The sequence below is a fragment of the Lagierella sp. ICN-221743 genome, assembly GCF_037890055.1.
In the GTDB taxonomy this organism is placed as follows: domain Bacteria; phylum Bacillota; class Clostridia; order Tissierellales; family Peptoniphilaceae; genus Mediannikoviicoccus.
This window is the reverse complement of record NZ_JBBKBD010000005.1, coordinates 93240-116091: the sequence shown is the minus strand read 5'-3', so window position 1 is coordinate 116091 and position 22852 is coordinate 93240. Positions and strand designations below refer to the sequence as shown.

Here is a 22852-nt window from a genome sequence, read left to right as displayed (position 1 = left end):
CATATATAGTACCAATTTAATTCATCTTTGTCAAATGTTTTTTAACAAATTTTTGAATTTAAAAAGGCACTTCGCTGAGTGCCTAATTATAATATCATTATAGTGTTGTTTTGTCAAATATTTTTTACATTATTTATTTGTATATGACTACTGGTGTTTCGTTTTTTACTTCTGTATAGATTTTTTTCGCTACTTCATACGGAAGATTTATACATCCTCTTGATCCTCTTGACTTGTAAAGTTGTCCTCCAAATTTATCTTGCCATGAGGCATCGTGTAGTCCTACACCTGTCCAGTTAATTGGCATCCAGAATGAAACAGGGGAGCTATAGTTTTCTCCTGTTAGGTTTCTATCTGTTTCTCTTGACCAAACTTTAAATACTCCTGTTGGTGTTTCTCTTCCTCCGTATGGAGCTCCTGTTATTACGTCTGATTCTACTACTAAATTTCCTTCTTTGTAGAACCATAAATGTTGTCTAGTAAGGTCTATTTCTATATATGTGTTTCCTATATCGTTTTCTGCTCTTGTTAGGGAGCGTAGTTTGTATTCTATTTCAACGTTTTGGTTTTCGGCTTTTTCTATGGCTTTCATTGTGTTGTCTGTAGTTTTGTCTACATCCATTTGCCATCCGTATATTCCTCCACCGACTGTAACTTCGCCTCTTCCTGTTGTTTGGAATTTTCTATCGATTCCGAATGTATCAGTCTTTTTTGCAAGATCTGCCACGTATGCTCTAACTCTGTCTCTGTTAAGTTGATATCCTTCTTGTAGTTTGTCGTAAAATGAAATTAGTTCATCGCCCTTTACTTCGAATTTTCTATCGTCAAAGTCAAAGGTCAATATTGTGGAGAAGAGTTTTTGTTTTGTTTCTAGTTCTTCCCTTATCTCTTTGCTATCTTTTGTTATTGTTGGTCTTATATATTCCTCGTCTAGTTCTATTTCTTTTTCTTTGTTCTTGAATGCAGTTATTATACTTTCTTTTGTTTTTTTCATATCTAGTTCGTCGCCATATTTTTCTGGTATGATTTCATATTTTGATCCTACTAGTTCTACTTCTGCATCTTTTGATTTTTCTACGCCTTGGCTTAGTTTTGAACTTTTTATTGCCTCTTCTAGTTTTTCTTCGCTTAGTGAATAGTTGTAGTCGACTTTATAGTCATGTTTCTTGAATACTTCTACAAACCACAAAAATTCTTTTTGTTTTAGTTCTAATGGCTCTTTCTCTTCTACTTTAAAGTCTAAATCTTCAGCAGTAAATTCGTCTTCTTTGCTGTTTTTGCCTTTTACTTTAAGTGTGTAGTCGTCATATTTTGGATCTGTTATTTCTTTTATTGCTACAAATCCTTTTTTATCTCCGTTTACTGTTGTTTTAGGGTATGAGTAGTTTTTAAAATAAAACGCCCCTCCCAGGTATATTACTGCAATTATTATTGGTATTATAATCTTTTTTTTCATTTTCATCCTACTCTCTTGATGTATTTTGTGTTTATGGCACCTTGTAATAGATGCGGGTGTTTTGGTCTTACATCTTCTTATGGATATATTTCTTCTTTTTTTGCTTCTTTCACAAGTTTTTTAAAGAAGTTTCTAATTTCTTCTTTGTTTAGTTCTACGATTTTTAATTTCGCATTGTCTTTTCCATTTTTTATGTCTTCGATTTGAATTGTCTGTGTATCGTATTTTGTTGGGGATGACATTTTTATACGATAGTCACTTGAGCTTATATCTATTGTAAACTTTCTGTCTGTTTTTTCTATTTCTTTTAAACTAAAAAGTTCTTTTGCTATTTCGTTAAATTTTTTTACATTTTCTATATTTCCAAATGGGAATTGTATAGCGTAATCTGAAAGTCCTGATTCGTCATTTTCATCTATTAGTCTTTGCATAACAATGTAGAGTTTGTCTTCCATTTTTATCTCCTCTTTTATTTTCCTTTATTAAATAATTATATGTTCTTTGATATTTCTTTTCAAGTTGTTATATACCCTTTATGTATGGTTATAATTATTTTTGGGCACAAAAATACCGAGAAGACGAACTTCCCGGCTTAATGATTATACTAGTCTTGAGTAGAACTCTACTATTAATGAATCTGTGATTTCAATAGGTACTTCTTCTCTTTCAGGCATTCTATCTAATTTAATTTTAAATCCTTCCGCTTTTGAAATGTATGGAAGTGAATAGCTGAAATTAGTTTCAAAGTTTTCTTTGAACATTTCATTTTTTCTTGATTTTTCTCTTAGTTCAAGTTCATCTCCTGGTTGTACTTGGTATGAAGGGATGTTTACCTTTTTACCATTTACTAAGATGTGTCCATGAACTACCATTTGTCTTGCTTGTCTGATTGATGAAGCAAATCCTGCTCTATATGTTAAGTTGTCTAGTCTTGTTTCTAGCATTTTAACTAAAGCGTCCCCTGTAGATTCTTGAGATTTGTATGCTTTTTTGAAGTAGTTAAAGAATTGTTTTTCCATTACTCCATAATAAGCACGAAGTCTTTGTTTTTCTAGTAATTGTCTACCATATTCTGTTAGTTTCTTGTCTTCTCTTCCAAGGCCTTTTCCCATTCTCTTTTCAGCCTTTGGATGTCCTGAAACATTTAATCCAAGTCTTCTTGCTTGCTTGAATCTTGGTTGCATCATTTTTGCCATATCATAATCTCCTTAAAATTATTTTGCCGCGGATAATTTTAAGCCACAGTTCAAATCTATCTTTCCTACTACTTGTTTACATTAAACAAGTTCTAATATACACATTTCCGCTGAATCGCCCATACGAGGTCCTAGTTTTAAAATTCTAGTATAACCACCGTTTCTCTCTTCGTATTGCGGAGCTATTTCTTCAAATAACTTATGTGCAATGTCATCTCTATATACATAAGCCATTACTTGTCTTCTTGAGTGTAAATCACCTTTTTTTGCAAGGGTGATCATCTTTTCTGCTACTCTTCTAGTTTCTTTTGCTCTAGTTAAAGTAGTTTTGATTCTTCCGTGTTCAAGAAGAGATTGAACTTGGTTTCTAAGCATAGCATCTCTATGGTCTGATCTTCTACCAAGTTTTCTAAGGTTTGCCATTTACGCCTCCTCCTAATCTTCTTTCTCTGAAAATTCTAAGCCCAATTCATGGATTTTAGATTCCACTTCTTCAAAGGACTTCCTACCAAAATTCTTTATCTTGCTTAATTCCTCAACGCCCTTTGATATTATATCTCCAACTGTGTTTATATCCGATCTCTTTAAACAGTTGAATGATCTTAGGGAAAGGTCAAGCTCTTCTATGCTTGTAGATAATAAGTCTTCTATAGCAGACTCTTCTTCGTCCTCTACCTCTTCTTCAAAAGTGTATTCCGGTAGGTCTATAAATATAGCTAGATAATCTGTTAATATCTGAGCTCCTTGAGCTAACGCTTCTTGAGCTGATATAGTTCCGTCTGTCCATATGTCCAGTTCCAATTTTTCTTTGTTAGATACAAGTTCTGTAATCTCAAAGTTAACTTTTGTAACTGGTGTAAATGTAGAATCTATCGGAATAACTCCTATTGGATCTTCTTCTGATTTGTTCAAATCGGAAACTCTATAGCCTTTTCCATTTTCTATTCGAAGACTCATCTTTAAGTGTGCATCTTCGTTTAATGTTGCAATATATTGGTCTGGTTTTGCAACTTCCAAGTTTACATCTTGCTCAAGGTCTTTTGCTGTGAAGATGCATGGCCCTTTAAGATCTATATCAATATCTATGGGCTCAGTTGTTAAGCTCTTTAAAGATATTGCTTTGATGTTTAATATGAGCTCGGAAACATCTTCTAAAACACCTTTTACTGTTGAGAATTCATGTAGTACGTCTTGTATATGCACCTTGGTAACTGCAGTTCCGGGAAGAGATGAAAGAAGTACTCTTCTCAATCCATTCCCAAGTGTAGTTCCAAAACCTCTATCTAAAGGAGCTATAACAAATTTTCCATGATTTTTTTCTTCGTTGATATCTGCTATTTCAATCTTAGCCATTAAGTTTTGTGTCATAATTTGCGCCTCCTATGAAGTACGTTGAGTTAAGAATATTAATTTACTTATATTAAACTCTTCTTCTCTTAGGTGGTCTACAACCATTATGAGGAACTGGTGTTACGTCTTTGATAAGGCTGATTTCAAGTCCTGAAGCTTGTAGTGATCTTATAGCTGCTTCTCTTCCTGAACCAGGTCCTTTAACATATACTTCAACTACTTTTAATCCATGTTCCATAGCTTTTTTAGCCGCTTCTTGTGCTGCTTCTTGCGCTGCAAAAGGAGTGGATTTTCTTGATCCACGGAAGCCTAATTGACCTGCTGATGCCCAAGAAATAAGATTGCCTTGAAGGTCTGTTAAACTAACCATAGTATTGTTGAATGATGATACTATATGTGCTTGACCTTTATCAATATTTTTTCTAACTCTTCTCTTTGTTTTAGTTGAACGAGCTTTTGCTTTCTTTTGTGCCAATTAAATCCCCTCCTTACTTATTCTTTTGTGCTAATCTCTTAGGACCCTTACGAGTTCTTGAATTGTTCTTTGTGTTTTGTCCTCTTACTGGAAGACCTCTTTTATGTCTAATTCCTCTATAGCAATTGATTTCTTTCAATCTCTTGATATTCATAGCAACCGTTCTACGAAGGTCACCTTCTATTTCATAATGATCAAGTTGTTCTCTTATAGCTCCCATTTCAGCTTCAGTTAAGTCCTTAACTTTAGTTCCAGGATTAACTCCGGCAGCTTTAAGAATTTCTAATGAACGAGCTCTTCCAACGCCATATATAGCTGTAAGCCCGATTTCTACTCTTTTTTCTCTGGGTAAATCTACCCCGGCAATTCTTGACACTATTGTCCCTCCTTAACCTTGTCTTTGTTTATGTTTAGGATTATCGCAAATAACCATTATGCGGCCTTTACGTTTGATAATCTTACATTTTTCACACATCTTTTTAACTGATGATCTTACCTTCATGCTAACCTCCTACTTGTTACGCCAAGTTATTCTTCCCTTTGTTAAATCATATGGTGATAGCTCTACCACCACTTTATCTCCGGGAAGAATTCTAATGTAATTCATCCTTAGTTTTCCGGAGATATGAGCCGTTATTTCATGTCCATTTTCTAGTTGTACTTTAAAAATCGTATTTGGTAGAGCTTCGACAACTTTACCTTCAACTTCGATTATGTCCTTTTTCGCCATTAGTTAATGAGCCTCCTTGTCGTCCATAAACTCTTTTAATAGCTTTCTTATATGACTGTCGTTAGTTACATCTGTCATGTCAAAAACGCTATTTGTTTTTTGTAAATGCTTTATCTTCTTCAGCTTAGGCCTTTCAAGTTTTCTTCTTTTCCCATCTGCGACCTGTACAAAATTATCGTCCAAGAGTTTTATAACTATTTGGAATTTTCCTTTATCACGTCCTGACAGGGATCTAACCACTTGACCTTCAACTAACTCTCTAAATTGGTCCATCTTCTCTCCCGAGAATATTACATTCGTTTCAGTTGTGTAAGATGGTCTTTGATTCTACCAAACACATCGTCCGGTGCTAAAGTTCCATCTACATTAAAGATTAATCCAAGGTTACTATAGTATTCAATTAAAGGCTCTGTTTGTTTTTTATAAACGTCAATTCTGTTTTTAACAGTCTCTTCCTTGTCGTCTTCTCTTTGAACTATTTCGTGTCCACATCTGTCACAAGTTCCTTCTTCTTTAGAAGGTTTGTTGTCAACATGATAAGACGCTCCACAGTTTAAGCAAACTCTTCTTCCTGCAAGTCTCTTTACAAGAACTTCTGAGTCTACGTCAATATTTATTACAGAGTCTAGTTTGATTTGTCTTTCTTCAAGACCCTTTGTTAAGGCTTCTGCTTGAGCAATTGTTCTTGGAAAACCGTCAAGCATAAATCCATCTTTGCAATCGTCTTGATCAAGTCTGTCCCATACTAAATCAATAGTTAGTTCGTCTGGAACAAGTTTACCTTCTGCTAAATAACCTTTAACTTTTTTACCAAGTTCTGTTTCCTCTTTGATATTCTTCCTGAAAATGTCCCCCGTAGAAACATGTAGTACTTCGAATTCATCTACGATTTTTTCCGCTTGAGTACCTTTACCTGCTCCCGGTGGTCCTAATAGTACCAATCTCATTTATATCTCCTATTTATTTAAAAAACCTTTATAATGTCTCATTGTCAACATTGATTCAATTTGCTTGATTGTTTCTAATATTACACCTACAACGATGATTAGTGAAGTTCCTGCAAAGATCATTCTAAGCTTTAATGCATAGTTTATTATGAATGGAGCTGTTGCAACAACTGCAAGGATTAAAGCTCCTATCAAAGTAATCTTTCCAGAAATATTTTGTAGGTATTCACCTGTTGGTCTACCAGGTCTGATTCCTGGAATGAATCCACCATATTGTTGTAAGTTTTTCGCATATTCTACTGTGTTAAATTGAATAGCACTGTAGAAGTAAGCAAATATTATGATTAAAACCAGATTGATTAAACAGTATAGTATCAACCCGCTTATAGTTTGCATGCTAAACAAATATTCTAACCACTTAGGTGCCTTAGCTCCAAACAGTGAAATTATAGTATTTGGTAATTGCAAAATAGATGATGCAAAGATTACTGGCATAACTCCTGACATATTAACCTTAACTGGAATATGTGTAGATTGTCCGCCGTACATCTTTCTACCTACAACCCTTTTTGCGTATTGAACTGGAATTCTTCTTTCACCTTGGTTTATCTCAATTACTATAACAAGTATTGCTATTGAAACAAGTACAAGTATTACAAACGCCCACCAAGCTACCATTCCACCTTGCTTTTGAGCAATCATGGTTTGAACAGCTCTTGGAGCACCTGAAATAATACCAAAGAAAATCATTATAGAAATTCCATTTCCTACTCCCTTTGTTGTTATTATTTCTCCTAACCACACAAGGAACATTGATCCTGCAACTAAGGTTAGTAACATAATTATCTTTGAAAGGGCATTACCTTTTGCTATTTGAACAGCATCGCTGAAAAGTACGTTTACCATTGCATAGGCTTGTACAAATCCAAGTACAACACCCATTATCTTTGTGTATTCCCCGATTTTCTTCTTTCCTTCTTCTCCGTCTTTTGCAATTTCTTCAAGTCTTGGAATTGCAATTGTAAGAAGTTGGATGATGATAGAAGCAGTAATATAAGGATATATACTTAGTGCAAATATACTCATATTTGACAAACTTCCTCCAGAGAATGCATTAAGCATGGAAAGAAGCCCTGCATCCTGTCCTGACATATGAGCTTGAACAACTTTAGCATCCATAAATGGAACTGGGATTACATTGCCCAGTCTATATACTATAAGCATCAGGAAGGTGAAAATAAGTCTATCTCTAACTTCCTTTACCTTCCAAGCATTCTTCAGCGTTTGAAGCATTTTATACCTCCTCAGCCTTTCCTCCAGCTTGAGCTATTTTATCCATAGCAGTCTTAGTAAATTTAGTAGCTTGAACCGTTAATTTCTTTGTTAATTCACCTGATCCAAGTATCTTTACTCCATCTTTTGCTTTAGATTTCTTTACTATACCTTCTTCAATCAGAAGTTCTTCAGTCACTGTAGTGCCATCTTCAAATCTATTTAGTTGTTCTACATTAACTTCACCATATACCTTGCTAAATATATTCGTAAAACCTCTCTTAGGAAGTCTTCTGAATAAAGGCATTTGACCTCCTTCAAAACCAGGTCTTACTCCTCCGCCAGATCTTGAATTTTGTCCGTCACGTCCACGTCCTGAAGTGTGTCCAAGGCCTGAACCATAACCTCTACCTACTCTTTTTCTTGGCTTAACTCCGCCACCGTTAGCAGGCTTTAAGTCGTGTAATTTCATTGTAAAGTACACCTCCCCTTTATTCTACTTCTTCAACATCTATCATATACCCTACTTTTTGTATTACACCTCTTAAAGCAGGATTGTCTTCTTTAATTACGTGTGAACCGATTTTCTTAAGACCTAATGACTTAATAGCCTTTTTATGCTTATCAGTTCTACCAATTAAACTTCTCTTTAGAGTTATCTTAAGCTTCTTCATAAAAGCCTCCTTACCCGATGATTTCTTCAACGGATTTTCCTCTTAATCTAGCAACATCACTTGCTCTCTTAAGATTTTTAAATCCTTCAATAGTTGCGTTTACTATGTTTCTAGGGTTGGATGTTCCAAGAGATTTTGAACGAATGTCCTTGATTCCAGCAAGCTCACATACGTCACGAACAGGACCTCCCGCGATAACTCCAGTACCTTCGTATGCTGGCTTTAAGAATACTCTTCCAGCTCCAAATACTCCAGTTATTTCATGAGGGATTGTTGTTCCAACTAAAGGTACTTCAATCATATGCTTCTTAGCATCTTGAACTCCCTTTCTGATAGCTTCAGGAACTTCTTGTGCCTTACCTGTACCGATTCCAACCTTACCATTTTTATCTCCAACAACTACAACGGCTGTGAATCTGAAGTTTCTACCACCCTTAACTACTTTCGCAACACGGTTGATAGCAACAACTCTTTCTTCTAATTCTAAACCTTCTACATTCTTAGTTAAAAGTTCCAATATTGTACCTCCGTATCCTAGAATTTCAGTCCAGCTTCTCTTGCGGAATCTGCTAATTCTTTAATTTTTCCATGGTATAGGTATCCAGATCTGTCAAACACTACTTCTTCAATACCAAGTTTAACAGCCTTTTCTCCGATAACTTTACCAACTACTTTAGCAGCCTCTTTGTTAGAAGTACTTTCTAAACCAGATTTAATATCCTTCTCAAGAGTTGACGCTGATACTAAAGTCTTTCCGTGTGCATCATCTATAATTTGAGCATATATATTGGTATTGCTCTTATATACGTTTAGTCTTGGCTTTTCAGAAGTTCCGGAAAGATTTTTTCTATTTCTTATATGTCTTGCTTTTCTATTTTTTTGTTTATCTATGCGCTTTAACATCTAATACTCCTTCCTTTACTTACCAGTCTTACCAACTTTACGTCTAACGTATTCATCAGAATATCTAACACCTTTTCCTTTGTATGGTTCAGGTTTTCTGTGATCTCTAATCTTAGCTGTAAAGCTTCCTACCAATTGCTTGTCTATTCCTGAAACCTCAATTGTGTGTGCTTCAGGTACTTCAACTGTAATTCCTTCTGGTTCTTCCATCTCAATCGGATGAGAAAATCCTAAGTTCATTACAAGTTTATTTCCACTTTTGCTTGCTCTATAACCAGTACCTTCAATTAATAAAGTCTTTTTATAACCTTCAGTAACACCTACAATCATGTTTGCCAACAAGGTTCTTGTTAGTCCATGAATAGATTTGTGATGTTTGTCTTCAGAAGGACGAGATATAGATATAACATTATCTTCTATATTTATAGTCATTTCCCCATCTAGCTTTTGAGTAAGTTCTCCCTTAGGTCCCTTAACATGAACTAGATTTTTGTCGCCGATGTTTACTTCAACGCCACTTGGGATTTCTATTGGTTTTAATCCAATTCTAGACATTTTTACCTCCTAATAATACTATCCATTACCATACGTAACAGATAACCTCTCCACCTACACCTTCTTGTCTTGCAACTTTATCAGTTACAACGCCTTTTGATGTAGAGATTATAGCTATTCCAAGACCTCCAAGTACTTTTGGTAGTTCTTGAGCTTTTACATATACTCTTAAACCCGGTTTAGAAATTCTCTTAATACCAGAGATTACTCTTTCTTCATTTGGACCGTATTTAAGATCTAAAGTTATAATACCTTGTTTGTCATCTTCTGTAACATTGAAGCCGCTAATAAATCCTTCATCCAATAGGATTGAAGCAACGTCTTTCTTAATCTTAGAAGAAGGTATCTCAACTGATTTATGTTTAGCATTATTAGCGTTTCTTATTCTCGTTAGCATATCTGCTATAGGATCTGTCATCATAAAAGCTTCCTCCTCTCTATTTTACCAGCTTGCTTTTCTTACGCCTGGGATTTCGCCTCTATAAGCCAATTCTCTAAAGCATATACGACAAATTCCATACTTTCTTAAGTAAGCATGAGGTCTACCGCAAATTTTACATCTATTATAAGCCCTAGTGCTGTACTTAGCTGGCTTTTGTTGTTTAGCAATCATTGATTTTTTTGCCACGTTATTCCTCCTCGGTCTACTTCTTGAATGGCATACCCATTAATTCTAACAACTTCTTAGACTCTTCGTCAGTTTCAGCAGTTGTTACTATTACGATATCCATTCCTCTTATTTCATCAACCATATCGTACTCTATTTCAGGAAATATAAGTTGTTCTTTAATACCTAGAGAATAGTTGCCTCTACCGTCGAATGATGTAGAAGAAACACCTCTAAAGTCCCTAACTCTTGGAAGAGAAATACTAACTAGCTTGTCGAAGAAGTCATACATCTTTTCGCCTCTAAGAGTTACTTTACAACCAACGCTCATTCCTTCTCTTAATTTGAAGTTAGCTATTGACTTTCTTGCCTTAGTAACAACAGGTTTTTGTCCTGTAATTGTAGTTAAATCTCTTACTGCAGATTCAACAGCTTTTGGATTGTCCTTGTGAGAACCAAGTCCTATATTTATAACTATCTTTTCAAGTTTAGGAACTTGCATTACATTCTTGTATCCAAAGCTTTCTGTAATTGCAGGAACAACTTCATTTCTATATTTTTCAACTAATCTGGAAGTCACTAAATTACCCCCTTCACTACTTTATAGCTTTATTGTCCGCTTTAGAAACTCTTTGTTTCTTGCCAGACTCAACTTTATATCCTATTCTAACGCCCTTACCAAGCTTAGAATCATAATACATTACATTTGATACGTCTATTGGACCCTCAGACTTAACAATTCCACCTGGATCTTGAGGTCCTCTTGGTTTTCTGTGCTTTGTTTGAATGTTTATACCTTCAACAATCACTTTGTTAGTTTTAGGAAAAGTCTTTAAAACTTTACCCTTTTTGCCTTTATCAGCACCGGCAATAACAATTACCGTATCATCTTTTCTAATTTTCATGTGATACACCTCCAACTATATAACTTCAGGTGCCAAAGAAATTATCTTCATGAAGTTTCCGGTTCTTAACTCTCTAGTTACAGTACCGAAAATTCTTGTACCAACCGGATTTTTGTCCTCTTTTACGATTACCGCTGCATTGTCGTCAAATCTGATATGACTTCCGTCATTTCTGCTTACACCTGTCTTTGTTCTAACTATAACAGCCTTAACAACATCACCCTTCTTTACAACTCCTCCGGGTGTTGCAGTCTTAACGCTACAAACTACTATATCCCCAATATTGGCGTACTTTCTTTTTGTACCCCCTAATACTCTTATAACTAGTAGTTCTTTTGCACCGGAGTTATCCGCTACTCTTAAACGACTTTCTTGTTGAATCATTTAGTTTCTCCTTTCTAGTATAAGATTATTTTGCTCTTTCGAGGATCTCAACTAATCTCCATCTCTTTTGTTTAGAAAGAGGCTTAGTTTCCATTATCTTAACTTTGTCCCCAATGTTGCATTCGTTATTTTCGTCATGAGCTTTAAACTTAGTAGTTTTTCTCATTTGCTTGCTATAAAGCGAATGTGAAACAAAAGTGTTAACAGCTACAACGATAGTTTTATCCATCTTATCTGATACAACCGTACCAATTATTGTTTTTCTTTGATTTCTTTCCATGAGATTAAGCCTCCTTACCTATATTAAGTTCTCGTTCTCTTACGATGGTCTTAATGCGGGCTATATCCTTCTTAACTCCACCTATTCTCATAGGGTTGTCTAATTGTCCGGTTGCCAATTGAAAACGCAAATTGAAAAGTTCAGCCTTTAAATCCTTTAAAGAACTTTGTAATTGAGCGTCGGACATTTGACGAATTTCTTTAGTTTTCATTAGCTTCACCGTCCATTTCCATATTATCACGAGCTATAAATTTAGTTTTAATTGGAAGCTTGTGTGCTGCAAGTCTCATAGCTTCTCTAGCTACGTCTTCAGGAACACCAGCCATTTCAAATAAAACTCTACCTGGTTTAACAACCGCTACCCAGTACTCTGGATTACCTTTACCGGAACCCATACGTACTTCTGCAGGTTTTTCAGTTACCGGCTTGTCCGGAAATACCTTAATCCAAATATTTCCGCCCCTCTTTATATATCTAGTCATCGCACGTCTTGCGGCTTCTATTTGATTAGCAGTCATCCAGCAAGGTTCTAATGCTTGAAGACCAAAATCTCCGTAAGCTAAGGTATTGCCCTTGTGAGCCTTACCAGTCATTCTGCCTCTGTGAACCTTACGATGCTTAACTCTTTTAGGCATTAACATAGATTCTTTCCTCCTATGAACTATTTGTTTTCTGATTGACCTCTGTTATTTCTCTTTGGGTTTTGTTTTCTATTTCTCTTGTTTTTTCTTCTGTTGTCCTTTACTTCAGGTACTTCAGCTTCCTTCATTCCTGGAAGAACTTGACCTTTGTAAATCCAAACTTTAACACCCAGCTTACCGTAAGTTGTATCTGCTTCAGCAAATCCGTAACTTATGTCAGCTCTAAGAGTTTGTAGAGGAATAGTTCCTTCACTGTATCCTTCAGTTCTAGCCATATCAGCTCCGCCAACACGACCTGAAACAGAAGTCTTAATTCCTTTTGCGCCTGCTCTCATACTTCTTTGAATAGCTTGTTTCATTGCTCTTCTAAAAGAAACTCTTCTTTCTAGTGAAGCTGCAATGCTTTCTGCTACTAGTTGAGCGTCAAGATCAGGTCTTTTAACTTCCTCAACATTTATAATAACTTGCTTGTCTGTTAATTTTTCTAATTTATTTCTTAATACTTCAACGCCGGCACCTTGTCTACCAATTACCATGCCTGGCTTTGCAGTTTCAATTGTAACCTTTATCTTATTTGAAGCTCTTTCGATTTTAATTTCAGAAACTCCGGCTAAATAAACTTCCTTCTTTACTAATTTACGAATTTCGTTATCTTCAACAAGTAAATCAGCGAAGTCCTTTTTGTCGGCAAACCACTTTGAGCTCCAGTCCTTAATTACACCAACTCTTAAACCGTGGGGATTAACTTTTTGACCCATATTCGCTTACCCTCCTTATTCTCTTTCCTTAACAACAACGCCAATGTGGCTTGATCTCTTTAAGATCGGATAAGCTGAACCCTTAGCCTTAGGTCTCCATCTCTTCATAACTGGAGCCTGATTTGCATATGCGTGGGCTACAATAAGCTCATCTCTGTCTAAGTTGAAATTGTGTTCAGCGTTGGCAATAGCAGATTTTAAAACTTTTTCTAAAAGTCTTGCTCCTTTTTTAGGAGTGAACTTTAAAATCGCCAAAGCTTCATCAACATTTTTACCTCTAATTTCTTTGCAAATAAAGTTAACTTTAAGAGGTGATATTCTTTCATATTTAGAAATAGCTCTTACTTCCATATCTTAATCCTCCTATCTAACCTTACTACCTTTTTCTTTACTTCCTATATGGCCTTTGAAAGTTCTAGTGGAAACAAATTCTCCTAACTTATGACCAACCATATCTTCAGTTATATAAATCGGTAAATGCTTTCTTCCGTCATGTACCGCAATTGTATGTCCAACAAATTGTGGAAATATTGTAGATCTACGTGACCAAGTCTTAATAACCTTCTTCTTGTCTTCAGCGTTTAGTGCTTCGACTTTTTTCATAAGGTGTTCATCACAAAATGGTCCCTTTTTAACGGATCTTCCCATTAAAACCCCTCCTTATTACTTAGTTCTTCTTCTTACAATGTACTTATTAGACTTCTTGGATTTCTTTCTTGTCTTAACTCCAATAGCCTTTTTACCCCAAGGTGTAGATGGCGCTGGACGACCAACTGGTGCTCTTCCCTCTCCACCACCGTGAGGATGATCTACCGGGTTCATCGCAGATCCTCTTACGTGAGGTCTCTTACCTAAATGTCTGCTTCTTCCAGCCTTACCTATATTAACAAGTTCGTGAGTTGTATTACCAACTTGACCGATTGTTGCACGACATTCAAGGTGAACAAGTCTAAATTCTCCGGAAGGTAATCTTAATGTTGCAAACTTACCTTCTTTACCCATTAATTGAGCTTCAGCACCTGCAGTTCTTGCAAGTTGTCCACCCTTTCCAGGTTTTAACTCAATGTTATGGATTGTAGTACCAACTGGGATGTCTTTTAATTTTAATGCATTACCAATCATGATATCTGCATCTTCCCCAGATTCTATTTTATAACCTACTTTAAGTCCTTGTGGTGCAAGGATGTATCTCTTTTCACCATCTGCATAGTGAAGAAGTGCAATGTTTGCAGTTCTGTTTGGATCGTATTCGATGGAAGCTACTGTTGCAGGAATTCCATCCTTGTCTCTCTTAAAGTCAATTATTCTATATTTTCTCTTAGCACCGCCGCCTCTGTGACGAACAGTAATTCTACCATATGAATTTCTACCACCTGACTTCTTTAAGTCAACTAATAGTGACTTTTCAGGTTTTTTATTCTTTGTGATTTCTTCAAAGCTTAGTACGGACATTCCACGTACGCCGGCAGAGGTTGGTTTGTATTTTCTAATAGCCATTTAATTACCTCCTAACTATATTCCTTCAAAGAATTCAATATCTTTTGAATCCGGTTTTAAAGTTACGATAGCCTTTTTCCAACTAGGTGTTCTACCTTGGTTTTGGCCCATTCTCTTAAGTTTACCAGGAACAGTCATTGTGTTAACCTTAGCAACCTTAACTCCTTCGCCGAAAACAACTTCAATTGCTTTTTTAATCTCTGATTTGTTTGCTCTTCTATCAACCTTGAATGTATAAACTCCCTTGTCCATATTATCCATGGAAGCTTCAGTTATAATAGGTTTTATAATAATATCGTAAGGTGACATCATTATGCGAACACCTCCTCAATCTTTTCAACTGCGTCTTTTGTCAGTATAAGTGAGTCGTGTTTTAAGATATCATAAACGTTGATCTTGTCAGCAGTAGCTACGATAACTCCAGGAATGTTTCCAAAAGATTTCATAATCTTTTTGTCGTCTTCCCCAATAACTACTAAAGCCTTCTTTAAAGCTTTTACGTTGTTTAGTACACCTTTAGCTGTCTTAGTGCTGAAATCATCAAATTTTAAAGCATCTAACACGATTAGTTCTTCTTCGTTAACCTTTGAAGTTAAAACAGACTTAATAGCAAGTCTCTTAACCTTCTTAGGTAGTTTGTAGCTGTAGTCCCTTGGTTTTGGTGCAAATACAATACCGCCACCTCTCCATTGAGGACTTCTGATACTACCTTGACGAGCACGTCCTGTACCCTTTTGTCTCCAAGGTTTCTTTCCTCCGCCTCTAACTTCAGCTCTCGTCTTTGCGGATTGAGTGCCTTGTCTTCTATTTGCAAGTTGATTTTTAACAACTTCGTAAACTACATGTTCATTAACTTCTACGCCAAATATAGCTTCACTTAGTTCTATATCACCAACAGCTTCGCCTTGTTGGTTTAACATTTTAATGCTAGGCATATTCCATCCCCCTTCCTAAACTATTTAGCCTTTACAGACTCTCTTATTGTTACAAGTCCACCTTTAGGTCCGGGAACAGCTCCCTTAACTAAAATTAGATTCTTATCTTCATCAATTCTAACAACTTGTAGATTTTGAACAGTAACACGTTCATTACCCATCTTACCGCTACCTTTTCTACCTTTAAATACACGTCCTGGATATGCAGAAGCAGATCTTGCACCAGCAACTCTGTGTGATTTGGATCCGTGAGCTTCAGGTCCTCTACCGTAGTTATGTCTTACGATAGCACCTTGAGTTCCCTTACCTTTTGAAGTTGCAAATACATCAACCTTTTCTACATCATTAAATACGTCTACTTTAATTTCAGAACCAAGTTCATAAGCAGCAGTGTCGTCTACACGAAACTCTCTTAAGTATTTCTTGAATCCTGCATTTGCTTTGTTAAAGTGACCTTTCAGCGGTTGGCTTACTCTATGTTCTTTCATGTCAACATAGCCAACTTGAACTGCATTATATCCGTCAGTTTCTTCTGACTTAATTTGAGTAACTATCATAGGGCCTGCCTCTATAACAGTTACCGGAATAACTTCTCCACCTTCAGCGAAGATTTGAGTCATCCCAATTTTCTTTCCCAATATACTCTTCATGAGCACACCTCCTAATTACTTACAGCGGATTGTCCACTTACAATCATACTAAGATTAAAGCTTGATTTCGATATCAACACCTGCTGGAAGATTTAATTTCTTTAAAGCTTCTAAAGTGTTTTGGTTTGGTTCCACGATATCGATTAATCTCTTATGTGTTCTTTGCTCAAACTGCTCTCTACTGTCTTTGTGTTTGTGAACAGATCTTAAGATAGTGATGATTTCCTTTTCAGTTGGAAGAGGAATAGGTCCTGAAACCTGTGCACCAGTTCTCTTAGTTGCGTCCACGATCTTATGAGCAGATTGATCGATTAACTCATGGTCATAAGCTCTTAGTCTAATTCTTATCTTTTGTTTTGCCATTATAGGCACCTCCTTAAAATTTTGGAAGCGTCTGATTACTTTCGGCGTCAACCCATCCGGGTGTATCGTGTCAACAATTTTATAAAGACCTTTCGGTCCAAGTAATCTTTTTCGCCTGAATCGTGCCAGACTTACTCCACGGAAATTCCCTGAGAAACCTCAGCAACCTACCGTTTCTACGCTTTTCCTATTTTTGACACTCATACATTATATATGACATATGGGATTAATGCAAGTCTTTTTCAAAGTTTTTTTAATTTTTTTTGAAAATTTTACTTTTTTTCGTTCCCTTCTTCTTATATACATATAAAGAGCGACGGAACCGCCGCTCAAAATTAATTTTTAATTATTTAAAATGTCCTTGTCGAAGCTCGCTATCCACTTTCCAGAAAATGGATCTATATAATATACTTTTTTATTGTCCTTAGTAGGTATTCTATATAACATAATTCCAAATTCACTTTTAAAATCTTCTGAAGGAGTTCCCATAGTTAGAATCTCTTCCCCATTTACTTTCAAGCTCTCATAAAGCATATTTGTAACAAGTAATTCACATTTGTCCTTGTCAATATCTTCAGGCTTAATGTCTTTGTACTCACCTTGACCTAACTCTTTAAACAGATTATCAAGAACATCACCCAAACTTAAAACCTTCGGCTCTTCCTTTAGAACTGAATTCCTTCTTTTTACAATGTCAGTTACATATTCACCATCAAAGATAAATTCATAGGAGTCTAAGTAGTTAGTTATGGATTTTTTAGAATTTGTTAATAAAACTCTATTGCCATTATCATTTTTTATTTCATTAACCTTGTCATATCCATCTTCTAAATAATTTGAATCCATTATGTCTTTAAGTTTTAAATCAGCATCGCCACTAGCTTTATGATAGAAGACCAACTTTTCCTTAGCGTCAAGAACTACAATTGAACCTTTTTCATTCTTATATATTACAGGTGAGTCCTCTTTAGATAAAAAGTCAAGGGCCTTTAACTTTTCAACAGCTAGGTCATTTCGTTCTCTGTCTAAAACTGAGATATCAATGTACCTATTATCTATTTCTTCTTTTACTTCAGCATATTTTGCATCACTTTCTTTTATTTCATCAAATCGTAATCCAAATAATTCTAAGTTAGATTTTTTTGTGCATCCCGCTAAAAGAAAGACAACACAAATAAGCATTAAAAATCTTTTCATTTTATTTCATTCCATTCATGTATTTAGTATCTATATTCAATATTTAATCCAACTGCTCGTGGATATACATTATTATTTAACTTTCTCCAAAGAGGTTGATCTTTTTCATATGAATTGTGAGAACAATATAAAGCTCTGTTTCTTCCTCCTTCTTTAGAGCAAATTAATGTATGTTTAGCAGTTCCATTATTGGGACCTGTAGTTAAGCATAGAAATATTAAATCTCCAGGATATAAAGTGTTATCTTCTCCTCTATCAAACCATGTGCCTCTCCAGTATTGAGGTCCTGTCTTTTGGTATGATTTCCTATTCATAATAAGAAATTCCTTTAGCATTGAAGCCGAAGCCCAAGCATAAGAATAATTATTTCCTCTATTCATAGCAAACCACTCATTCGGAAGTTTTCTTTTCGATATATCCGTACCTGTAAATGGTGCTCCTGCCTCGTGTAAAACTTGAGAAGCGAAATTTGCGCAATCATAATTTCTAGGATGTTTTGTAGGTATATGAATATATCTACTTGAATCGCAGTATGGAGGTGTTGTCACCCATTTTACAGCATAGTTTCTTGCCTTTGTTCTATCTAACTTTCTGATAGAAGAATACGGCATTATTTCTATATCATTTAAATCTTATTCATAATTAGAATTTAAATTCATTAAAGCTCTGTTTTCTAAAATTTTTTCTGCTTTTTGAATATTTAATTCCTTGTCTTCTTCAGTGGTAGCTGATTTTGTACTTTTTAAAGACCTTGCATTATTTTGTAAATCTGTTGCAGGATCTACAGAATAAGGTTCTTTCTCTTCTGTAAGTCCATTTATTCCTACGTCTTTGTTAAAATAGCAAGAAATAGGATCTACTAAGTCAATTAATTTTAATCCTTCGTTTGTTTTTTCAAATTTTAAAATAACATCAGTTAATTCAGAGCTGATTCTACTTATAGAGTTATCCTCTTCCTTAAATAAATATATTATTTCGCAATTTGCCTTTACCGTATATATATTTCCATCTTGTTCACAGGTCATGTCCTTACTTTGATGTAATTCATGACCAATTACATTTCCTCCATTTTCCTTATTTACCTTTACTCTTAAATTAGAAAAATTTACTCTGGCTTCAATTTCTTTATTGAAAAGGTTATTTGAAGGATCTAGAAAACGATTTTCTAAATCGAAATAATCTATTTCATTAGATGGAATCCAATAATTTGTTAAGAATTCTTCCGCAATGTTTAAGACTTCTTCGTTAAGATTCTCTTCATCAGCATAAGACATACCCCTAGCAGGCAATACTAATAAAATCGCCAGCATTATCGCCATTACTTTTTTTAGAATTTTCATCATATATACCTCCTCAATATATTCGGATAAACGTTATAGTCATTCATCTTTATTATAACATTATCTTATAATTCTGTAAATATTTCTTTTCCATTTTTAAAACAAATTTCCATAAAAAAACGGCGAATACTCGCCGCCTAAAATCAATTATACTGTTTCGTTTTTCTTTTGACTTCTCTTTTCAAAAATTAACTTGTCTAAAAGCTTACTAAACACTCCCATCAATATACTTGCCACAACTACTATTGCCCAAATCACATTGAATACATAGTCTGCGTATCCTCCATGTAGGGTTAATAAAAATGCAACTGTTAAATACGAAAACAGCGATACATTTATAGCTGTCTTTGGCAAGCGAGTAAAAATTAAATTTAATGCAAAGAACACTATTGGCACATGAATCATTGCAATCCATATTCCAGGTATTTGGAAGTTGGCATAGGCTTCTCCTAAAAATAGACCATTATACACTCCCGCTTGGCCGGACCTCTCTCCAATAAAGTTTACTGACTGCATAACAACTGATGAAGATCTAATAACTTCACTAAATCCAAATAGAGGAGCACTTATAATCTTTGGTAGTGACGCTCCCATAAGTGGAAGCATTCTATATGTGAATACTTCTAGGTGAAGCAAAAAGCCCATGGGTGTTGTTATAAATAGTCTTGAAAAGATTGGATTGTCCGGTGACAATAATTTGCTAAGTTCTACTTTTGAAATAAAGTAGTACATCAAGTTCAGTGTAATAAATCCTATAACTCCAAAGGCTATAAGGTATTTTACTTTTACCCTGTCTCCATATATTAATGATAGAACTATAAAGTTAAGCCAATACATTACAAGGGTTGCCTTTTGAAGATTGTAAAACACCATCATATTTGAAAACATAAATAGGATGATAAATAGCACTAGCCATCTCTTCTCCTTTGTGTTTCTAAGATGCACATATGCAACATAGGACAGAAAAGGTGTCATTGTTAGTGCAAAAATATTTTTTATATATCCAGAAATTCCAGTAAATTCATTTGCAATTACATTTCTTAGCACCGCAAGTTGGTCCTTACTTCCCCCTCTTATCATGGCAAGATAGGGATTGTGTTCAGTGCCAAGTTTCACAAATACAAATATCACCGCCGCTATACAGACGATTGACGCCAACACCATTGTTGTAAACTGAGCGTCTTCCGATGACTTTGAAGTAAGCTTCTTTGTCCTGTACTCTTCATAGGTCAAAGGGTTATACTTAAATATTTTGTTACAGAGAATTATTACCCCTGGGAAGATTATCATTAGTGCTGAAATTATAAAAAATGCATCCGTAACCATTTGCCAATGCCTCATGTAACGCATCATGGAATGGTCTGCGATCTTTAGGTTTAATAATGTAGTTCCTAAGTATGATAGGAAATACAAAAAGTAAAATGTCAGTGATATTGGTCCCAGTTTTTCAAGGGACAATGTGCCCGCCGCTCTTTTATATAAATAAATTGAAATTACAGTTGTTAGTATAAAGAAAAATATTATATAAGTGAATTGTAGATTGATTATCATATGAACCTCCTTCTTTTTTATTATAGCATACGAACATAATATTATCGCTATTGAAACCATCTTGTTTTTTTGCAATAATAATTAACAGGAGGTACCAATGACTAAATTAAAAAAACTTATAACGCTATTCGCCCTGACCTTAGTTTTAACTTCTTGTGCAGGAACTGCGGCGGATAACGATGCAAAAAAACTTTTTGAAGATGAAAAGGAGACCTTGGAAAGAAGAATTGCTTTTCAGACCCCTTTAAAGGATGAAATAAAATTTGGAGTCATTGACACTGTAGAAAATTTAAATCCTTTTTATAACGAAGACGAATCTTCAAAAATAATTACATCCATGCTGTACCAAAATCTTTTTTCCATAGAGCAAAAGTATCACCAAGAGGAGTACAATTATCTTTTGGCAGATAGTTTAACCTCTTCTGAAGATGGAACTGTTTATAATTTAAAATTAAAAGACAATCTCTATTGGCATAATGGAGAGAAGATAACTGTGGATGATATTATCTTTTCAATTAAATATAGCTACGAAAATAAGGACACGGTATATCTTGATAGTTTTTTAGTTGATGGTAAAGAAATAACCATGAACAAAGTTTCAGATACGGAACTTGAGTTTAGATTACCAAGGCCATCCTTTACTTTTAAGTATTCCCTTGAAAGTTTAAAGGTAGTGCCGGAAAATACTTTTAAAGACGCTCCAAAGCAATTTACATTTGAAGACAAAAATCACTTAATCGGCTCTGGACCATATGTGTTCGAAAAAAAAGTTCATGACAAACATTTCAATGTGGATGAATTTAAGTTTAAAGCCTTTGACAAATACTTTGAAGGGCCTGCCAATATACCAAAACTATGCATTAAAAATGTGGCCCACTACAGCTCTCCAAGATACGACATGCTGGACTACAATATACAAGGTGGATATATTTTAGGAAACGACGTTGACGCTTTTGTAAAGGACTTTTACAACATAAAGGCCGTTGAATCGGGTAATGTAAAGTCCCTCTTATTTAAAGTTAATAATCCCGTTGTTAAAGACAAAGAAATGCGTAACGCCATATGCAACTTAATAAATTCATACAATTTATCTTCAACATTTGGAGACAACACAAATGTATCCAGAGCAAGCTCTGTGTTTGGTCACAATAACTTCTACAAATATGACGACAATATAGTGGATGAAATGGCCAGTGGAAATGCCATTGAATACATTAAAAAATTCCAAAGGGAACACAAGGACTCTACACTAAAAATGGGTTTTATTCTCGACCCAGGAGAGCCACAGGAAAAATTTGCAGTGGCGATTCAAGAGAGCTTTATCAATAGAGGAATTGATATAGAGTTGGTGGCATTATATGAAGAGGAGTATTTGGAAGAGCTAAAGGATCCAAACTCTAAAGTTTTTGACTTCTGTCTTTTTGAATACGATTCAAATGACAATCCCGATTATTTCAAAAACTTTTTTAAGACTGATGGCGCTTTAAATTATTCTGGATATTCTAATAGCGAATTGGATCCACTTTGGCAAGAGGCCCAAAGCGAAATGGATTTTCAAAAAAGACTTGAATTATATGGAAATATTCAAAGTGTTATAAACGAAGATAAACCGGTGTATCCACTATTCTTTGCAAATAAAGTTGTTGCCACAGATGACAGAATTATAAACATTGAAGAAGCAGATGCCAACGGAAGTTCGTTCTTTACACATTTGAACAAACTGGACATAAAAGAGTTTGAAGCTTCAAAAAAGGATATAAAGAAATATAAAATTGATGAGTCCTCTATTAAACGAAAACCAAAATATAATGATGTAAATATTTTTACAAAGAACTCTCAACCTAAGAAGGTTATTAAACCTGAAGGCGCGAAGGAAATAAAATAATTAAGGCAATTTCATAGGGATTGCCTTTTTTCTACACAATTTTTCACAATATAAAAATTTTAATTTCCTACTGAACTTTTATATGTTATAATAAAACCAATGAGGAGGTACATAATGGAAAAACATATTATTACTATTTCAGGTAATTCTCTTAAAGAATCTGCTTGTAAAGGTGGATGTGGAGAATGCCAAACTTCTTGTCAATCTGCTTGCAAGACTTCTTGTACTGTAGGTAACCAAGAGTGTGAAAACGAAAACAGATAATCGAGAAGGGTTGATTAATTTCATCCCTTTTTTACTT

Annotated in this window: 39 protein-coding genes; 2 read left to right on the top strand and 37 right to left on the bottom strand. The window is 35.0% G+C overall.

The genetic code is table 11. The features are described from left to right. Positions 1–133: 133 nt before the first annotated feature. The 37 genes from WKS98_RS04095 to WKS98_RS03915 all read right to left on the bottom strand — a co-directional run bounded on the left by WKS98_RS04095 (position 134) and on the right by WKS98_RS03915 (position 20666). A complete protein-coding gene (locus WKS98_RS04095) occupies positions 134–1456 on the bottom strand; it encodes a L,D-transpeptidase family protein (RefSeq protein ID WP_498917137.1) in 1323 nt (440 codons plus the stop codon). 77 nt (positions 1457–1533) lie between these two features. Next, positions 1534–1911 carry a hypothetical protein gene (locus WKS98_RS04090; RefSeq protein ID WP_498917136.1) on the bottom strand — a complete coding sequence of 126 codons (378 nt, stop codon included), beginning with the start codon at positions 1909–1911 and terminating at the stop codon, positions 1534–1536. 144 nt (positions 1912–2055) lie between these two features. Next, a complete protein-coding gene (rpsD, locus tag WKS98_RS04085; RefSeq protein WP_498917134.1) occupies positions 2056–2652 on the bottom strand; it encodes a 30S ribosomal protein S4 in 597 nt (198 codons plus the stop codon). Positions 2653–2733: 81 nt separating this feature from the next. After that, positions 2734–3075, bottom strand: a complete 342-nt coding sequence (gene rplQ / locus WKS98_RS04080; RefSeq protein WP_498917132.1) for a 50S ribosomal protein L17 — start codon at positions 3073–3075, stop codon at positions 2734–2736. A gap of 12 nt (positions 3076–3087) precedes the next feature. Next, positions 3088–4020, bottom strand: coding sequence for a DNA-directed RNA polymerase subunit alpha (locus WKS98_RS04075; protein ID WP_498917130.1), 933 nt, complete (start codon positions 4018–4020; stop codon positions 3088–3090). 52 nt (positions 4021–4072) lie between these two features. Beyond that, complete coding sequence (gene rpsK / locus WKS98_RS04070) at positions 4073–4477, bottom strand: 30S ribosomal protein S11 (protein WP_498917128.1); 405 nt, start codon at positions 4475–4477, stop codon at positions 4073–4075. Positions 4478–4490: 13 nt separating this feature from the next. Further along, positions 4491–4853 (bottom strand): 30S ribosomal protein S13, encoded by a 363-nt coding sequence (rpsM, locus tag WKS98_RS04065; RefSeq protein WP_498917126.1) that lies wholly within the window; start codon positions 4851–4853, stop codon positions 4491–4493. Positions 4854–4865: 12 nt separating this feature from the next. Beyond that, positions 4866–4979: a 50S ribosomal protein L36 gene (gene rpmJ / locus WKS98_RS04060; protein WP_055078595.1), complete on the bottom strand. Its 114-nt coding sequence runs from the start codon at positions 4977–4979 to the stop codon at positions 4866–4868. A 9-nt stretch (positions 4980–4988) separates the two neighbouring features. Then, positions 4989–5207: a translation initiation factor IF-1 gene (infA, locus tag WKS98_RS04055; RefSeq protein WP_237037289.1), complete on the bottom strand. Its 219-nt coding sequence runs from the start codon at positions 5205–5207 to the stop codon at positions 4989–4991. 3 nt (positions 5208–5210) lie between these two features. After that, the gene (locus WKS98_RS04050) at positions 5211–5480 is read right to left on the bottom strand and encodes a KOW domain-containing protein (protein ID WP_498917124.1); all 270 of its coding nucleotides are present in this window, start codon (positions 5478–5480) and stop codon (positions 5211–5213) included. Between the two features lie 17 nt (positions 5481–5497). Next, a complete protein-coding gene (locus tag WKS98_RS04045; protein ID WP_498917122.1) occupies positions 5498–6154 on the bottom strand; it encodes an adenylate kinase in 657 nt (218 codons plus the stop codon). Positions 6155–6163: 9 nt separating this feature from the next. Beyond that, positions 6164–7447, bottom strand: a complete 1284-nt coding sequence (secY, locus tag WKS98_RS04040; protein ID WP_498917119.1) for a preprotein translocase subunit SecY — start codon at positions 7445–7447, stop codon at positions 6164–6166. A 1-nt stretch (position 7448) separates the two neighbouring features. Continuing rightward, complete coding sequence (gene rplO, locus WKS98_RS04035; protein WP_498917118.1) at positions 7449–7898, bottom strand: 50S ribosomal protein L15; 450 nt, start codon at positions 7896–7898, stop codon at positions 7449–7451. A gap of 19 nt (positions 7899–7917) precedes the next feature. Further along, the gene (gene rpmD, locus WKS98_RS04030; RefSeq protein ID WP_498917116.1) at positions 7918–8100 is read right to left on the bottom strand and encodes a 50S ribosomal protein L30; all 183 of its coding nucleotides are present in this window, start codon (positions 8098–8100) and stop codon (positions 7918–7920) included. Positions 8101–8110: 10 nt separating this feature from the next. Beyond that, positions 8111–8617 carry a 30S ribosomal protein S5 gene (gene rpsE, locus WKS98_RS04025; RefSeq protein WP_498917114.1) on the bottom strand — a complete coding sequence of 169 codons (507 nt, stop codon included), beginning with the start codon at positions 8615–8617 and terminating at the stop codon, positions 8111–8113. A 17-nt stretch (positions 8618–8634) separates the two neighbouring features. Then, positions 8635–9003, bottom strand: coding sequence for a 50S ribosomal protein L18 (gene rplR / locus WKS98_RS04020; RefSeq protein ID WP_498917113.1), 369 nt, complete (start codon positions 9001–9003; stop codon positions 8635–8637). 15 nt (positions 9004–9018) lie between these two features. Then, positions 9019–9558, bottom strand: coding sequence for a 50S ribosomal protein L6 (gene rplF / locus WKS98_RS04015; RefSeq protein WP_498917111.1), 540 nt, complete (start codon positions 9556–9558; stop codon positions 9019–9021). A 25-nt stretch (positions 9559–9583) separates the two neighbouring features. Then, positions 9584–9979 (bottom strand): 30S ribosomal protein S8, encoded by a 396-nt coding sequence (gene rpsH, locus WKS98_RS04010; protein WP_237037280.1) that lies wholly within the window; start codon positions 9977–9979, stop codon positions 9584–9586. Between the two features lie 21 nt (positions 9980–10000). Next, positions 10001–10186 carry a type Z 30S ribosomal protein S14 gene (locus tag WKS98_RS04005; RefSeq protein WP_055078584.1) on the bottom strand — a complete coding sequence of 62 codons (186 nt, stop codon included), beginning with the start codon at positions 10184–10186 and terminating at the stop codon, positions 10001–10003. A 16-nt stretch (positions 10187–10202) separates the two neighbouring features. After that, a complete protein-coding gene (gene rplE / locus WKS98_RS04000; protein ID WP_498917109.1) occupies positions 10203–10745 on the bottom strand; it encodes a 50S ribosomal protein L5 in 543 nt (180 codons plus the stop codon). 16 nt (positions 10746–10761) lie between these two features. Next, positions 10762–11070 carry a 50S ribosomal protein L24 gene (gene rplX / locus WKS98_RS03995; RefSeq protein WP_237037277.1) on the bottom strand — a complete coding sequence of 103 codons (309 nt, stop codon included), beginning with the start codon at positions 11068–11070 and terminating at the stop codon, positions 10762–10764. A gap of 15 nt (positions 11071–11085) precedes the next feature. Further along, entirely contained in the window at positions 11086–11454 is a 369-nt protein-coding gene (rplN, locus tag WKS98_RS03990) for a 50S ribosomal protein L14 (protein ID WP_498917108.1), read from the bottom strand. Positions 11455–11479: 25 nt separating this feature from the next. Next, a complete protein-coding gene (rpsQ, locus tag WKS98_RS03985; protein ID WP_498917106.1) occupies positions 11480–11734 on the bottom strand; it encodes a 30S ribosomal protein S17 in 255 nt (84 codons plus the stop codon). A 4-nt stretch (positions 11735–11738) separates the two neighbouring features. Then, a complete protein-coding gene (gene rpmC / locus WKS98_RS03980) occupies positions 11739–11945 on the bottom strand; it encodes a 50S ribosomal protein L29 (RefSeq protein ID WP_055078579.1) in 207 nt (68 codons plus the stop codon). After that, positions 11935–12375: a 50S ribosomal protein L16 gene (rplP, locus tag WKS98_RS03975; protein ID WP_498917105.1), complete on the bottom strand. Its 441-nt coding sequence runs from the start codon at positions 12373–12375 to the stop codon at positions 11935–11937. The genes rpmC and rplP overlap by 11 nt, the downstream gene beginning before the upstream one ends. A 20-nt stretch (positions 12376–12395) precedes the next feature. After that, complete coding sequence (gene rpsC, locus WKS98_RS03970; protein ID WP_498917103.1) at positions 12396–13133, bottom strand: 30S ribosomal protein S3; 738 nt, start codon at positions 13131–13133, stop codon at positions 12396–12398. Positions 13134–13148: 15 nt separating this feature from the next. Further along, positions 13149–13484, bottom strand: a complete 336-nt coding sequence (gene rplV, locus WKS98_RS03965) for a 50S ribosomal protein L22 (protein ID WP_237037273.1) — start codon at positions 13482–13484, stop codon at positions 13149–13151. Positions 13485–13496: 12 nt separating this feature from the next. Next, complete coding sequence (gene rpsS, locus WKS98_RS03960; protein WP_237037272.1) at positions 13497–13781, bottom strand: 30S ribosomal protein S19; 285 nt, start codon at positions 13779–13781, stop codon at positions 13497–13499. 15 nt (positions 13782–13796) lie between these two features. Continuing rightward, complete coding sequence (gene rplB / locus WKS98_RS03955) at positions 13797–14630, bottom strand: 50S ribosomal protein L2 (RefSeq protein WP_498917102.1); 834 nt, start codon at positions 14628–14630, stop codon at positions 13797–13799. Between the two features lie 15 nt (positions 14631–14645). Then, entirely contained in the window at positions 14646–14942 is a 297-nt protein-coding gene (rplW, locus tag WKS98_RS03950) for a 50S ribosomal protein L23 (RefSeq protein ID WP_237037270.1), read from the bottom strand. Beyond that, complete coding sequence (rplD, locus tag WKS98_RS03945) at positions 14942–15565, bottom strand: 50S ribosomal protein L4 (protein WP_498917100.1); 624 nt, start codon at positions 15563–15565, stop codon at positions 14942–14944. The genes rplW and rplD overlap by 1 nt, the downstream gene beginning before the upstream one ends. Positions 15566–15585: 20 nt before the next feature. Next, on the bottom strand, positions 15586–16215 hold the full coding sequence (rplC, locus tag WKS98_RS03940) for a 50S ribosomal protein L3 (protein WP_498917098.1): 630 nt from the start codon (positions 16213–16215) through the stop codon (positions 15586–15588). 54 nt (positions 16216–16269) lie between these two features. Continuing rightward, a complete protein-coding gene (rpsJ, locus tag WKS98_RS03935) occupies positions 16270–16578 on the bottom strand; it encodes a 30S ribosomal protein S10 (RefSeq protein WP_237037267.1) in 309 nt (102 codons plus the stop codon). A gap of 342 nt (positions 16579–16920) precedes the next feature. Next, entirely contained in the window at positions 16921–17775 is an 855-nt protein-coding gene (locus tag WKS98_RS03930; RefSeq protein WP_498917096.1) for a hypothetical protein, read from the bottom strand. A 23-nt stretch (positions 17776–17798) separates the two neighbouring features. Then, a complete protein-coding gene (locus WKS98_RS03925; RefSeq protein WP_498917094.1) occupies positions 17799–18386 on the bottom strand; it encodes an amidase domain-containing protein in 588 nt (195 codons plus the stop codon). A gap of 21 nt (positions 18387–18407) precedes the next feature. Then, a complete protein-coding gene (locus tag WKS98_RS03920) occupies positions 18408–19118 on the bottom strand; it encodes a hypothetical protein (protein ID WP_498917092.1) in 711 nt (236 codons plus the stop codon). 144 nt (positions 19119–19262) lie between these two features. Beyond that, complete coding sequence (locus WKS98_RS03915; protein WP_498917091.1) at positions 19263–20666, bottom strand: hypothetical protein; 1404 nt, start codon at positions 20664–20666, stop codon at positions 19263–19265. 97 nt (positions 20667–20763) lie between these two features. Here WKS98_RS03915 and WKS98_RS03910 point away from each other — a divergent pair, with 97 nt between their 5' ends. Next, complete coding sequence (locus WKS98_RS03910) at positions 20764–22551, top strand: ABC transporter substrate-binding protein (RefSeq protein WP_498917089.1); 1788 nt, start codon at positions 20764–20766, stop codon at positions 22549–22551. A gap of 114 nt (positions 22552–22665) precedes the next feature. Continuing rightward, positions 22666–22815 (top strand): six-cysteine ranthipeptide SCIFF, encoded by a 150-nt coding sequence (gene scfA, locus WKS98_RS03905; RefSeq protein WP_077064928.1) that lies wholly within the window; start codon positions 22666–22668, stop codon positions 22813–22815. Positions 22816–22852: the final 37 nt, after the last annotated feature.

What these genes read in the sequence shown, in the direction of transcription:
- WKS98_RS04095 (WP_498917137.1), bottom strand. Translation starts at nt 1,456, where the DNA reads ATGAAAAAAAAGATTATAATACCAATAATAATTGCAGTAATATACCTG.
- WKS98_RS04090 (WP_498917136.1), bottom strand. Translation starts at nt 1,911, where the DNA reads ATGGAAGACAAACTCTACATTGTTATGCAAAGACTAATAGATGAAAAT.
- rpsD (WP_498917134.1), bottom strand. Translation starts at nt 2,652, where the DNA reads ATGGCAAAAATGATGCAACCAAGATTCAAGCAAGCAAGAAGACTTGGA.
- rplQ (WP_498917132.1), bottom strand. Translation starts at nt 3,075, where the DNA reads ATGGCAAACCTTAGAAAACTTGGTAGAAGATCAGACCATAGAGATGCT.
- WKS98_RS04075 (WP_498917130.1), bottom strand. Translation starts at nt 4,020, where the DNA reads ATGACACAAAACTTAATGGCTAAGATTGAAATAGCAGATATCAACGAA.
- rpmJ (WP_055078595.1), bottom strand. Translation starts at nt 4,979, where the DNA reads ATGAAGGTAAGATCATCAGTTAAAAAGATGTGTGAAAAATGTAAGATT.
- infA (WP_237037289.1), bottom strand. Translation starts at nt 5,207, where the DNA reads ATGGCGAAAAAGGACATAATCGAAGTTGAAGGTAAAGTTGTCGAAGCT.
- WKS98_RS04050 (WP_498917124.1), bottom strand. Translation starts at nt 5,480, where the DNA reads ATGGACCAATTTAGAGAGTTAGTTGAAGGTCAAGTGGTTAGATCCCTG.
- WKS98_RS04045 (WP_498917122.1), bottom strand. Translation starts at nt 6,154, where the DNA reads ATGAGATTGGTACTATTAGGACCACCGGGAGCAGGTAAAGGTACTCAA.
- secY (WP_498917119.1), bottom strand. Translation starts at nt 7,447, where the DNA reads ATGCTTCAAACGCTGAAGAATGCTTGGAAGGTAAAGGAAGTTAGAGAT.
- rplO (WP_498917118.1), bottom strand. Translation starts at nt 7,898, where the DNA reads ATGAAATTACACGACTTAAAGCCTGCTAACGGTGGCGGAGTTAAGCCA.
- rpmD (WP_498917116.1), bottom strand. Translation starts at nt 8,100, where the DNA reads ATGAAGAAGCTTAAGATAACTCTAAAGAGAAGTTTAATTGGTAGAACT.
- rplR (WP_498917113.1), bottom strand. Translation starts at nt 9,003, where the DNA reads ATGTTAAAGCGCATAGATAAACAAAAAAATAGAAAAGCAAGACATATA.
- rplF (WP_498917111.1), bottom strand. Translation starts at nt 9,558, where the DNA reads ATGTCTAGAATTGGATTAAAACCAATAGAAATCCCAAGTGGCGTTGAA.
- rpsH (WP_237037280.1), bottom strand. Translation starts at nt 9,979, where the DNA reads ATGATGACAGATCCTATAGCAGATATGCTAACGAGAATAAGAAACGCT.
- rplX (WP_237037277.1), bottom strand. Translation starts at nt 11,070, where the DNA reads ATGAAAATTAGAAAAGATGATACGGTAATTGTTATTGCCGGTGCTGAT.
- rplN (WP_498917108.1), bottom strand. Translation starts at nt 11,454, where the DNA reads ATGATTCAACAAGAAAGTCGTTTAAGAGTAGCGGATAACTCCGGTGCA.
- rpsQ (WP_498917106.1), bottom strand. Translation starts at nt 11,734, where the DNA reads ATGGAAAGAAATCAAAGAAAAACAATAATTGGTACGGTTGTATCAGAT.
- rpmC (WP_055078579.1), bottom strand. Translation starts at nt 11,945, where the DNA reads ATGAAAACTAAAGAAATTCGTCAAATGTCCGACGCTCAATTACAAAGT.
- rplP (WP_498917105.1), bottom strand. Translation starts at nt 12,375, where the DNA reads ATGTTAATGCCTAAAAGAGTTAAGCATCGTAAGGTTCACAGAGGCAGA.
- rpsC (WP_498917103.1), bottom strand. Translation starts at nt 13,133, where the DNA reads ATGGGTCAAAAAGTTAATCCCCACGGTTTAAGAGTTGGTGTAATTAAG.
- rplV (WP_237037273.1), bottom strand. Translation starts at nt 13,484, where the DNA reads ATGGAAGTAAGAGCTATTTCTAAATATGAAAGAATATCACCTCTTAAA.
- rpsS (WP_237037272.1), bottom strand. Translation starts at nt 13,781, where the DNA reads ATGGGAAGATCCGTTAAAAAGGGACCATTTTGTGATGAACACCTTATG.
- rplB (WP_498917102.1), bottom strand. Translation starts at nt 14,630, where the DNA reads ATGGCTATTAGAAAATACAAACCAACCTCTGCCGGCGTACGTGGAATG.
- rplW (WP_237037270.1), bottom strand. Translation starts at nt 14,942, where the DNA reads ATGATGTCACCTTACGATATTATTATAAAACCTATTATAACTGAAGCT.
- rplD (WP_498917100.1), bottom strand. Translation starts at nt 15,565, where the DNA reads ATGCCTAGCATTAAAATGTTAAACCAACAAGGCGAAGCTGTTGGTGAT.
- rplC (WP_498917098.1), bottom strand. Translation starts at nt 16,215, where the DNA reads ATGAAGAGTATATTGGGAAAGAAAATTGGGATGACTCAAATCTTCGCT.
- rpsJ (WP_237037267.1), bottom strand. Translation starts at nt 16,578, where the DNA reads ATGGCAAAACAAAAGATAAGAATTAGACTAAGAGCTTATGACCATGAG.
- WKS98_RS03930 (WP_498917096.1), bottom strand. Translation starts at nt 17,775, where the DNA reads ATGAAAAGATTTTTAATGCTTATTTGTGTTGTCTTTCTTTTAGCGGGA.
- WKS98_RS03925 (WP_498917094.1), bottom strand. Translation starts at nt 18,386, where the DNA reads ATGCCGTATTCTTCTATCAGAAAGTTAGATAGAACAAAGGCAAGAAAC.
- WKS98_RS03920 (WP_498917092.1), bottom strand. Translation starts at nt 19,118, where the DNA reads ATGATGAAAATTCTAAAAAAAGTAATGGCGATAATGCTGGCGATTTTA.
- WKS98_RS03915 (WP_498917091.1), bottom strand. Translation starts at nt 20,666, where the DNA reads ATGATAATCAATCTACAATTCACTTATATAATATTTTTCTTTATACTA.
- WKS98_RS03910 (WP_498917089.1), top strand. Translation starts at nt 20,764, where the DNA reads ATGACTAAATTAAAAAAACTTATAACGCTATTCGCCCTGACCTTAGTT.
- scfA (WP_077064928.1), top strand. Translation starts at nt 22,666, where the DNA reads ATGGAAAAACATATTATTACTATTTCAGGTAATTCTCTTAAAGAATCT.